The organism is Streptomyces spongiae (assembly GCF_009377185.1).
Classification (GTDB): Bacteria; Actinomycetota; Actinomycetes; order Streptomycetales; family Streptomycetaceae; genus Streptomyces; species Streptomyces spongiae.
Genome location: NZ_VJZC01000361.1, coordinates 1 through 10,196, shown reverse-complemented (window position 1 = coordinate 10,196; position 10,196 = coordinate 1). Strand labels below are relative to the sequence as shown.

General features: G+C 68.7%; 15 protein-coding genes and 1 tRNA gene. 6 read left to right on the top strand and 10 right to left on the bottom strand.

What is annotated here, in order from left to right; all coding sequences use genetic code 11:
• Positions 1-47: 47 nt before the first annotated feature.
• Both FNH08_RS34160 and FNH08_RS34155 read right to left on the bottom strand, forming a co-directional pair.
• Complete coding sequence (locus tag FNH08_RS34160; protein ID WP_322725960.1) at positions 48-389, bottom strand: GroES family chaperonin; 342 nt, start codon at positions 387-389, stop codon at positions 48-50.
• Positions 390-473: 84 nt separating this feature from the next.
• Complete coding sequence (locus FNH08_RS34155; RefSeq protein ID WP_322725959.1) at positions 474-803, bottom strand: DUF3618 domain-containing protein; 330 nt, start codon at positions 801-803, stop codon at positions 474-476.
• Between the two features lie 180 nt (positions 804-983).
• On the opposite strand from FNH08_RS34155, the gene bcp reads away from it, so the two are divergent.
• From bcp to FNH08_RS34130, 5 genes are all read left to right on the top strand, one after another.
• Positions 984-1,451: a thioredoxin-dependent thiol peroxidase gene (gene bcp / locus FNH08_RS34150; RefSeq protein WP_152775402.1), complete on the top strand. Its 468-nt coding sequence runs from the start codon at positions 984-986 to the stop codon at positions 1,449-1,451.
• A 142-nt stretch (positions 1,452-1,593) separates the two neighbouring features.
• Positions 1,594-2,256: an HNH endonuclease signature motif containing protein gene (locus FNH08_RS34145; protein WP_152775401.1), complete on the top strand. Its 663-nt coding sequence runs from the start codon at positions 1,594-1,596 to the stop codon at positions 2,254-2,256.
• A complete protein-coding gene (locus FNH08_RS34140; protein WP_152775400.1) occupies positions 2,253-2,954 on the top strand; it encodes an HNH endonuclease in 702 nt (233 codons plus the stop codon). Before FNH08_RS34145 ends, FNH08_RS34140 begins: the two co-directional genes overlap by 4 nt.
• Positions 2,940-3,023: transfer RNA gene (locus FNH08_RS34135), tRNA-Leu, on the top strand. Before FNH08_RS34140 ends, FNH08_RS34135 begins: the two co-directional genes overlap by 15 nt.
• Positions 3,024-3,146: 123 nt before the next feature.
• On the top strand, positions 3,147-3,692 hold the full coding sequence (locus FNH08_RS34130; RefSeq protein WP_152775399.1) for a hypothetical protein: 546 nt from the start codon (positions 3,147-3,149) through the stop codon (positions 3,690-3,692).
• A gap of 1 nt (position 3,693) precedes the next feature.
• Here the strand turns inward: FNH08_RS34130 and FNH08_RS34125 are convergent, their stop codons facing one another.
• From FNH08_RS34125 to FNH08_RS34095, 7 genes are all read right to left on the bottom strand, one after another.
• The gene (locus FNH08_RS34125) at positions 3,694-3,876 is read right to left on the bottom strand and encodes a hypothetical protein (RefSeq protein WP_152775398.1); all 183 of its coding nucleotides are present in this window, start codon (positions 3,874-3,876) and stop codon (positions 3,694-3,696) included.
• A gap of 60 nt (positions 3,877-3,936) precedes the next feature.
• Complete coding sequence (locus tag FNH08_RS34120) at positions 3,937-4,200, bottom strand: hypothetical protein (RefSeq protein ID WP_152775397.1); 264 nt, start codon at positions 4,198-4,200, stop codon at positions 3,937-3,939.
• 4 nt (positions 4,201-4,204) lie between these two features.
• On the bottom strand, positions 4,205-5,044 hold the full coding sequence (locus FNH08_RS34115; protein ID WP_322725958.1) for a patatin-like phospholipase family protein: 840 nt from the start codon (positions 5,042-5,044) through the stop codon (positions 4,205-4,207).
• A gap of 191 nt (positions 5,045-5,235) precedes the next feature.
• Positions 5,236-5,838, bottom strand: coding sequence for an RdgB/HAM1 family non-canonical purine NTP pyrophosphatase (rdgB, locus tag FNH08_RS34110; RefSeq protein ID WP_152775396.1), 603 nt, complete (start codon positions 5,836-5,838; stop codon positions 5,236-5,238).
• A gap of 138 nt (positions 5,839-5,976) precedes the next feature.
• The gene (locus tag FNH08_RS34105; protein ID WP_152775395.1) at positions 5,977-6,375 is read right to left on the bottom strand and encodes a hypothetical protein; all 399 of its coding nucleotides are present in this window, start codon (positions 6,373-6,375) and stop codon (positions 5,977-5,979) included.
• Positions 6,376-6,533: 158 nt separating this feature from the next.
• Positions 6,534-7,271, bottom strand: a complete 738-nt coding sequence (gene rph / locus FNH08_RS34100; protein ID WP_152775394.1) for a ribonuclease PH — start codon at positions 7,269-7,271, stop codon at positions 6,534-6,536.
• A 126-nt stretch (positions 7,272-7,397) separates the two neighbouring features.
• The gene (locus FNH08_RS34095) at positions 7,398-7,646 is read right to left on the bottom strand and encodes a PTS glucose/sucrose transporter subunit IIB (RefSeq protein ID WP_322725961.1); all 249 of its coding nucleotides are present in this window, start codon (positions 7,644-7,646) and stop codon (positions 7,398-7,400) included.
• Positions 7,647-8,004: 358 nt separating this feature from the next.
• Here FNH08_RS34095 and FNH08_RS34090 point away from each other — a divergent pair, with 358 nt between their 5' ends.
• On the top strand, positions 8,005-9,255 hold the full coding sequence (locus FNH08_RS34090) for a PTS transporter subunit EIIC (protein ID WP_152775392.1): 1,251 nt from the start codon (positions 8,005-8,007) through the stop codon (positions 9,253-9,255).
• A gap of 120 nt (positions 9,256-9,375) precedes the next feature.
• Here FNH08_RS34090 and FNH08_RS34085 read toward each other — a convergent pair whose 3' ends face one another.
• The gene (locus FNH08_RS34085) at positions 9,376-10,128 is read right to left on the bottom strand and encodes an MBL fold metallo-hydrolase (RefSeq protein WP_152775391.1); all 753 of its coding nucleotides are present in this window, start codon (positions 10,126-10,128) and stop codon (positions 9,376-9,378) included.
• Positions 10,129-10,196: the final 68 nt, after the last annotated feature.

Genomic DNA, 10,196 nt, shown 5'->3' with positions numbered 1-10,196 from the left:
GTCACCAGCCCCTTCCGCGCATCCGGAGAACCCGGAGAACACTTCCCTCAGAGATACAGCCCCGTCGAGTCCTCGGACCCCTCGAACCGATCGGCCGCCACAGCGTGCAGATCCCGCTCGCGCATCAGCACGTACGCGGTGCCCCGGACCTCGACCTCGGCGCGGTCCTCCGGGTCGTACAGCACACGGTCGCCGGGCTCCACGGTCCGTACGTTCTGTCCGACCGCGACGACCTCGGCCCAGGCCAGGCGCCGCCCGACAGCCGCCGTCGCGGGAATCAGGATGCCCCCGCCGGAGCGCCGCTCGCCCTCGGCGGTGTCCTGCCGCACGAGCACACGGTCGTGCAGCATCCGGATGGGCAACTTGTCGTGGTGGGTCTTCTCGCTCACACCCCGAACCTACCTGCCTTCGCGCGATTCGTACGCAGTAGGGCCGCCCTCGGGCCTGGCCGACGACACCCGCACCCCCCGGAATCAGCCCTTGCGGCGCCTCGTACCGAGGGCGAGCAGCCCGACGACTCCGACGACCACGAGGGCGACCGGCACGATGCGTTCGAGCCGGGGCCGGCCGTCCTCGTCCACGACCTGTCCCTTGACGTCGGTGACCACGCGGTTGACACCGACGTAGGCCCGCCCGAGCGTGTGGTCGATGTTCGAGACGACCTTCGCCTTGGCGTCACCGACGATCGTCTTCGGGTGCACCCGGACGCCGATCTCGTCGAGCGTCTCGGCCAGCGCGTCGCGGCGGCGCCTGATGTCCGCCTCGATCTGCGCCGGGGTTCTGGTGTCCGAGGTGTCCGCCACCGCGCTGCCTCCCTGTCGCCGCATCCCCACCTGCGGGACTCCGCCCGCGGGCTCTTCACGGACAGTCTGTCAGCTCGACACGGCACCACAGTGTCAGGACCCCCTATTACGCTCGGTTCCGACACCCGTATCCGCTATCAGCTACGCGCCATGCGCCATCCGCACGAGGAGACAAGTCCGATGAGCGAGCGACTCCAGCCCGGGGACACCGCCCCCGCCTTCACCCTGCCGGACGCCGACGGCAAGGAGGTGTCGCTGGCCGACCACAAGGGCCGCAAGGTCATCGTCTACTTCTACCCGGCCGCCCTGACCCCCGGCTGCACGAAGCAGGCCTGCGACTTCACGGACAACCTGGAGCTGCTGGCGGGCGCCGGCTACGACGTCATCGGCATCTCCCCCGACAAGCCCGAGAAGCTGGCGAAGTTCCGCGAGAAGGAAGACCTGAAGGTCACACTCCTGGCAGACCCCGACAAGAAGGCCCTCGACGCCTACGCCGCCTTCGGCGAGAAGAAGAACTACGGCAAGACGTACATGGGCGTCATCCGCTCCACGATCGTGGTGGACGAGGAGGGCAAGGTGGAGCGCGCCCTGTACAACGTGCGGGCAACGGGCCACGTAGCGAAGATCATCAAGGACCTGGCCATCTGAGGCTCACCCCTTACTTCTGACGACAGCGGCCCGTACCGACGAGATCCGGTACGGGCCGCTCCGCATTCCGTGCGTGACCGTCCGATTAACGGTTCGTTACTCCGTACGAGACTACGAACGGGTGGCCGGAGCGGAGGGGTCGATGGGGGCGAGCGCGTACACCAAGAAGCGGCTGGAGGAGGCGGCTCGGGGGGCGCGGACGTTGTCGGAGGCGTTGGAGAGGTTGGGGGTGGATCCGAAGAGCTGGAAGAGGCGCTACGTCTTCGAGCGGATGAAGAAACAGGGAGTAGACGTCTCGCACTTCGAGCGCGAGGGGGCCAAGTGGACGAGGGAGATCCTTGAGCCTGTGGTCGCCCAGGCGACGAGCCTGAACGAGGTACTACGGCGGCTAGGACTCGACTCGGTGGGCGGCCACCACACTCACATCTCCCGGCGCATCAAGGCCTACGGCATCGACACCTCGCATTTCACACGGGTGGTCCGCACCGAGCGACAGAGGTACAACCAGCGCCGACGGACCGCCGAAGAGATCCTCATCGAGGACACATCGGTGCACGCCACGCGCATCCCCAGCACTCGGCTCAAGAGAGCGATGCGTGAGCTGGGCCTGGAGGAGCTCTGCGCTCTGTGCAGAATGCAACCGGTGTGGCTGGGGGAACCGTTGCCGCTTGAGGTCGACCACGTGGACGGCAACTGGCGGAACAACCGACTCGAGAACCTGCGGTTGCTCTGCCCCAACTGCCATTCCACGACGGACAGTTATCGAGGCCGCAACAAGGGGCGCGCCAGGGGACGGACCTCATGACCAACGGCGTGCAGTACACCCACGAGCGGCTGGCCGAAGCTGCCGCACAGTGCTCCGACATTGACGAGGTCATTGCCTTCTTCGGCACCCGGCCGTACGGCTACCTCCGTGGGTACCTCATGAAGCGGTTCAGCCACTTCGGCATCGATATCTCACACTTCCGCCCCTGCGGCAGGCGCCCCCGGCCCTCGCAGGACGAGCTGAAAGCGGCCGTCGCAGAGTCAATCTCCATCTCGGAGGTGCTGCGCCGTCTGGATCGCCCGAACAACGGCTCGCAACGCGCGCAGTTGCACAGGTGGATCACCGAGGCGAACCTCACCACCTCGCACTTCCTGGGACAGGCGCACCAACAGGGTAAGCCCGGCACCAACACCAAGCGACCTGAGGAAGTTCTCGTACGCCACGACGGCATACGCCGAACGTCGACCAGAGCCATACGCCGCGCGCTTCGCGAGGTCGGAGTAGCCGAGGAGTGCGCCCGCTGCGGCATCGGCCCTGAGTGGCTCGGCAAGCCCATGACCCTGGAGGTCGACCACATCAGCGGCGACTGGAGCGACGACCGGCGCGAGAACCTGCGGCTGCTCTGCCCAAACTGCCACGCGATCACCAGCACCTGGTGTCGAGGTGGCGGCCGACGTTCCCCTCAAGCAAGCCCACCGATGACAGGTACCATGGCCGTGCACGCGGCCGTGTCGTAACTGGCAGCCGAGCGGCGCTTAGAACGCCGTGGGCGAAAGCCCGTGTGGGTTCGAGTCCCACCGGCCGCACATACAGAGGGGCCGTCCACCCGGACGGCCCCTCCTGTGTCTCAGCCCGGCACCTCCGATATCACCGGCACAGTTCGATATATCGGATCGCGTGAGCCAGACGCGAGCTGACACGCTGCCCCCATGAATGAGGCGGAAGCGCTGCTCCTCGGTGGGCGAGCCGGAGTTGGTAAGACGACCGTGGGGTGGGAGGTTTCGGTGGTGCTGCGGGAGGCTGCGGTCTCGCACGCGATCATCGATGGTGACTTCATGGGGCAGGTGCATCCGGCCCCGGAGGGGGACCCCCACCGATCCGCGATCACGGAGAGCAGTCTCACCGCCGTGTGGGCGAACTTCGCCCGACACGGGTACCGGCGGCTGATCTACACGAACACCGCCAGTGTGCTGCCCGAGGCGACCGGCATGTTCCAGCGGGCCATGGGGGCCGAGGTGCGGATCGTACGGGTCCTTCTCACCGCCTCCGATGCCACCGCCCGCGAGCGGCTGGTGCGCCGCGAACTCGGCTCGGAGCTGGAGCATGAACTGCGAGCCAGTGCGCGCAAGGCGCGGCTCCTGGACCAGCGCGTCCACGCGGAGACCGTGCGGGTGGCGACGGACGGGCGGACCGTCGTGGACATCGCGCGTGAGGTGGTGGCCGCCACGGGCTGGTCACAGGCCCCTCTCGGGTAGTTCAGTCCCGCATCGCCTCGGCGATCCTCTCCGCGAGGGCGGCCTGGTCCTCGGCGGGGATCAGCAGGTGCTCAGGCCGGCTCACCGCCGCGAACTGTTGCTCCTCGAAGGGCACGCCCGGTGGCAGCGGGGCCAGGTGCCAGTGGATGTGGGAGACGCCCTGGTTGCTGCCGAAGCTGAACACGTAGAGGCGTTCGGTGGGGACGAGGTCGGTGAGGGCTCGGCCGAGGCGGTGGATGCGGCGTTAGAGTTCCAGGTACTCGGCCTCCGAGAAGTCGTCGACCACGCGTGTGTGGTGTTCCACGGGGGCCAGCAGCATGTAGCCGTAGAGGCGTTGTGGGACGGGCGGGAAGATCACGCATACGTCGTCGCGGTGGACGACCAGGTCGTCGGGGCCCCGTTCACCTCGGACGATCTCGCAGATGAAGCATCGGCCGTCCCTGTTGTCGCTCTGGAGTCGGGCCGCGTACTCGGCGGTGTCGACGGGGACGGTCGGGTATCGGGGCATCCGGTCACTCCTGCCAGACGGTGCGGACCTGTTCGGCGTACTCGGCCGCCTGCCTGAATCCTGCCCGGGCGGCTCCGGGTACACGGGACGCGTCGAGGGGGTTGCGGCCGAAGGCGCGGCGGGCCGCTCGGTCCGGGACCAGCAGGGCGGCCCGGGCGCCGCCTGTCATGAGGGCGGCCACCTGGTCGGAGGTGCTCTGGCTGGCGCCCGGGCCCTTGGGGATGGGGGCCAGGACGACGACCCGTCGGCAGTCGTGCACGAGGTCGGCGTTGGTCGTGGAGCGCACTCCTCCGTCCATCCAGCGCCCCGCGCCGATGGTGATCGGCGGGAAGAGTGGTGGCAGGGCGCACGTGGCCGACATCGCCCGTACCAGGTCGACGCCGCTGTCGGCGCTGAAGCCGGTCGGTTCGCCGGTGAGGGCGTTCACGGCGAACAGTCGTACCGGCCTCTCCGGCCACTTCTGGACAGGCAGTTGAGGGCCGATGGCGTCGAGGACGTCGGTCTCCGACACGTCGCGCACGGACAGTGCGAGCCTGCCCAGGCGCTTGACCATGGTCTCCGGGTCGCGTGAACCGAGCGCGGCCCACAGGTACTTGACGGTCATGGCGAGGGTGAAGTCCACGTCCAGCAGGGCCCGCGTCCGGTTGACCTGTTCCCCGTACAGGTCAACCGGCGCTGCCCCCGTGGCCAGGTCCACCGCCAGCAGCCCGCCGGCCGACGTTCCGGCGAGCACGTCGGCACCGCCGAGGTCCACCCCGGCGTCGGCCAGTCCGGCCAGCATGCCGACCTGCCATGCGTACGCGGCCAGGCCGCCCCCGCCCAACACCAGTGCCGTGTCCGCCACGTTCCAGCCTCCCGTTATTGGGGACCACTCCCCGTTTCCTGCCCGGCGGACGACGCTAGCACGGAAACGGCAGAAACGGGGAGTGATCCACGTTTCCGTGTGGGGTGAAAGCGCGCAGACAAAAGGGCCGGCCCGGGAGGGGTTTCCTCCCGGGCCGGCCCTTCACCGCGACCGGCGCGGCACGCTCCGGCTCAGCCGAGCAGTTCCCGCACCACCGGCACCAGCGCACGGAACGCCTTGCCCCGGTGGCTGATCGCGTTCTTCTCCTCGGGGGTCAGCTCGGCGCACGTTCGGGTCTCCCCCTCCGGCTGGAGGACCGGGTCGTAGCCGAAGCCGTTCGTGCCGACCGGGGTGTGGCGCAGTGTGCCCCTCAACTGCCCCTCCACCACTCGCTCGGTGCCGTCCGGCAACGCGAGGGCGGCCGCGCACGCGAAGTGGGCGCCGCGGTGTTCGTCGGCGATGTCGCCGAGCTGGGCCAGCAGCAGGTCGAGGTTGGCCTTGTCGTCGCCGTGCCGGCCGGCCCAGCGGGCCGAGAAGATGCCGGGGGCGCCGTTCAGGACGTCCACGCACAGACCGGAGTCGTCGGCGACCGCGGGCAGGCCCGTGGCCTGCGCCAGGGCGTGGGCCTTCAGCAGCGCGTTCTCCGCGAAGGTGACGCCGGTCTCCTTGACGTCGGGCACGTCGGGATAGGCGTCCACGCCGACGAGTTCATGAGCGAGAGCCGCGTCAGCGAGGATCGCCCTCAACTCGGTGATCTTTCCGGCGTTACGGGTGGCGAGGATGAGGCGCGTCATGGCCACACAGTACCGACGGAGCCGCGGGGCGCGCCCCCGTCAAGGGGCGCGGGGAACTGCGCGACCAGCCACACAGAACCCGCACCCGACAACCCAACAGAAACCCGGCAGCCGAGACGCCCCGCCCAGCCTGCGCAGCTACGGCGTGCAGACCTTCGTCAGTTCACCCGCCGCGTCCGTGACCGGCGTGATGTCCGGCGTCTCGTCGCCGCTCTTCACGGCGTCGCGGACGTTCGTGACGGCCTTCTGGAGGTCGTCGACGGCCTTGTTGACGTCGGTGTTGTCGGTCTTGTCGCCGATCTCGTCGAGGTTCTTGTCGATGGAGTTCAGCGACTCGTCGATCTGCGTCGGGTCGTTGGACGCGTTCTCGACCGCCTGCTGGAGGTCGGTGACGCTGTCGGCGATGGCGTCGGCGGTCTGGACGCAGTCCAGGGCCTTGTTGACGGCGTCGCACCCCGTGGCAAGACCGGTCGTCAGCGCGACTGCTGCTACTGCGGCGGCGATGGTCGTACGACGTCGGCGGCGGCTCGCGGCCATGGAACTGTCCTCCTAGAGTTCAGGCCTGACGGCCCCCGTGCGATGCGGTGCGGATAGTGGCCGGACGTACGGTGGTGTGCCGTACGCCCGTACCGGTAGGGACGCCAAGGGGGTGCGCCGTGGTTGCTCACGGCGCGAAGCATTTCTTGGTGCGCCCTTTACCTTTCCAGGACCGTATCAAGTGCCTTCTGCTGCAGTGACGCCAGCTCCGTGCAGCCGGACACCGCCAGGTCGAGCAGCGCGTTGAGTTCGTCGCGGGCGAACGGCTCGGCCTCCGCGGTGCCTTGGACCTCGACGAAGCGGCCGTCGCCGGTGCAGACGACGTTCATGTCGGTCTCCGCCTTCACGTCCTCCTCGTAGCAGAGGTCGAGGAGGGGGACGCCGCCGACGATGCCCACGGAGACCGCGGAGACCGTGCCGGTGAGGGGCTGCCGGCCGGCCTTGATCAGCTTCTTGCGCTGCGCCCACGCCACGGCGTCGGCCAGTGCCACGTACGCGCCCGTGATGGCGGCCGTGCGGGTGCCGCCGTCGGCCTGGAGCACGTCGCAGTCGAGGACGATGGTGTTCTCGCCGAGCGCCTTGTAGTCGATGACCGCGCGGAGCGAGCGGCCGATGAGGCGGGAGATCTCGTGCGTACGGCCGCCGATCTTGCCGCGTACGGACTCGCGGTCGCCGCGGGTGTTGGTGGAGCGGGGCAGCATGGAGTACTCGGCGGTGACCCAGCCCTCGCCGCTGCCCTTGCGCCAGCGCGGGACGCCCTCCGTGACGGAGGCGGTGCAGAAGACCCTCGTGTCACCGAAGGAGACGAGGACGGAGCCCTCGGCGTGCTTGCTCCAGCCGCGTTCGATGGTGACGGGGCGGAGCTGGTCGGGCGTACGGCCGTCGATTCGAGACATGGCGACGAGCCTAGCCGCACATACGGAAGGGGTTCCTCCCGCCGTTGCCGGTCTGTTGTGGGAGGAACCCGCGTCTGTGCTGCGGGAGGTGCCCCGCGTCCTTGCCCCGGCCGCCGCGGGCCGGGCTCACATCAGGTCTTCGATCTCCGCCGCGATCGGGTCCGCGTCCGTGCCGATGACGACCTGGATCGCCGTGCCCATCTTGACCACGCCGTGTGCGCCCGCGGCCTTCAGTGCGGCCTCGTCGACCTTGCTCGCGTCCACGACCTCGGTCCGCAGCCGGGTGATGCAGCCCTCGACCTCTTCGATGTTGTCGATGCCGCCGAGCCCGGCAACGATCTTCTCCGCCTTGGTGGCCATGTCCTTCTCCCTGATCCGAACCGCTTGCCGCAGTGACCAACACTGGTCTACACCACGGAACCGGGAGTCGCCAAGCCACCCCGACCGCCACCCTGACCGCCGCCCCGGCCATCACTCCGACCATCACCCCGACCGGCGGCTTGCCCCTCAGAACCCCCGATTCGGAGTGATTCGCCGCCTTACGTACCGCCGTTGACGAACACGCAGCGCAACGCATTCATCACCGATCTCGCGGGTTCCTTATCTCGCCTTCACCGTGCTACAACAGGTCTACACCAATCAGTGGTGTAGACCACACGGTTGCTGCCCTCCCCGTACGGCTTTCCTCGATCGCCTTCCCCCGGCAGCACCGGTATGCACATGTGGAGGAACTATGAGCACCGCCACCGCCACGGCGGCCCCCGCCAAGAAGTGGGGTTCCGGTCTGCTGCAGGGCCTGCAGAAGGTCGGCCGCAGCCTTCAGCTCCCGATCGCCGTGCTGCCGGCGGCGGGCATCCTGCTGCGGCTCGGCCAGGACGACGTACTCGGCAAGGACGGCCTCGGCTGGCTCAAGGTCGCCAAGGTCTTCGCCACCGCCGGCGACGCCGTCTTCGCCAACCTGCCGCTGCTGTTCTGCGTCGGCATCGCCATCGGCTTCGCCAAGAAGTCCGACGGCTCCACCGCCCTCGCGGCGCTGGTCGGATTCCTGGTCTACAAGAACGTGTTGACAGCGTTCCCCATCACGGAGGCCAAGGTCACCAAGGGCGCCGACGTCGCCGCGACCTACAACGACCCCAAGGTCCTCGGCGGTATCGTCATGGGCCTGATAGCCGCCGTCACCTGGCAGCGCTTCCACCGCACGAAGCTCCCCGACTGGCTCGGCTTCTTCAACGGCCGGCGTCTCGTCCCGATCCTGATGGCCTTCATCGGCACCGCCGTCGGCGTCTTCTTCGGTCTGGTCTGGGAACCCATCGGTGACGTCATCACCAGCTTCGGCGAGTGGATGACCGGTCTCGGCGCGTTCGGCGCGGCCATCTTCGGCGCCATCAACCGCGCGCTGCTGCCCGTGGGCATGCACCAGTTCGTCAACACCGTGGCGTGGCAGGAGATCGGCTCCTTCAAGGACGCCACGGGCGCGGTGTGGCACGGCGACCTGCCGCGCTTCTTCCACGGCGACCCGACCGCGGGTCAGTTCATGACGGGCTTCTTCCCGATCATGATGTTCGCGCTTCCCGCCGCCGCTCTAGCCATCACCCACACCGCCCGCCCCGAGCGCCGCAAGGCCGTCGGCGGTCTGATGGTCTCCCTGGCCCTGACCTCGTTCGTCACCGGCATCACCGAGCCGATCGAGTTCGCGTTCATGTTCATCGCGCCGGTCCTGTACGTGATCCACGCACTGCTGACCGCCCTCTCCATGGCCGTCACCTGGGCCCTGGGCGTGCACCACGGCTTCAGCTTCTCGGCCGGCGCCATCGACTACTTCCTGAACTGGGGCCTGGCCACCAAGCCCTGGATGATCATCCCGATCGGCCTGGTCTTCGCCGCGATCTACTACACGACCTTCCGCTTCGCGATCATCCGCTTCAACCTCCCCACCCCGGGCCGCGAGCCCGAGGAGGAGGTCGAGGACCTCACCAAGGCGTGACAGGACTTCCGTACGTACTCCCGTACGGGACAGAGCGAGGCCCCCGGGACCAGGACAGGTGGTTCCGGGGGCCTTCGGCGTCCAGCGTACGCGGTCTCGGGCCGCGCTGAGGCCTGGTGCTCAGATCTCGTACGACACTCTCGGCGCCGCCAGTTCCACCGGGCCGTCGTACACCGCGCGGGCGTCCGTGAGGTTGATCTGGGGGTCCGTCCACGGCGGGATGTGGGTGAGGACGAGGCGGCGGGCTCCGGCGCGGGCGGCCGTCTGGCCTGCCTCGCGGCCGTTGAGGTGGAGGTCCGGGATGTTCTCCTTGCCGTGGGTGAACGCGGCCTCGCACAGGAACAGGTCGGCGTCGCGGGCGAGTTCCTCCAGCGCGTCGCTGATGCCCGTGTCACCGGAGTACGTCAGGATGCGGCCGCCGTGCTCGACGCGGATGCCGTACGCCTCCACGGGGTGGGCGACCCGCTCGGTGTGGACGGTGAAGGGGCCGATCTCGAACGTGCCCGGCTTGACCGTGTGGAAGTCGAAGACCTCGCTCATGGAGGAGGCGGACGGGGTGTCGGCGTACGCGGTGGTCAGGCGCTGTTCCGTGCCCTCCGGTCCGTAGACGGGGATCGGGTCGCAGCGGCCGCCGTCGTGGCGGTAGTAGCGCGCCACGAAGTACGCGCACATGTCGATGCAGTGGTCGGCGTGCAGGTGGCTGAGGAAGATCGCGTCGAGGTCGTAGAGACCGCAGTGGCGCTGCAGCTCGCCCAGGGCGCCGTTGCCCATGTCGAGAAGCAGCCGGAAGCCGTCGGCCTCGACGAGGTAGCTCGAGCAGGCCGATTCCGCGGACGGGAACGACCCCGAGCAGCCGACGACGGTGAGCTTCATAAGAGCTGGAACCTCCGCGCTGGCAGATGGTTGGCGACGGGAACGGGGGTCGGACGGGGGGGCGGGCA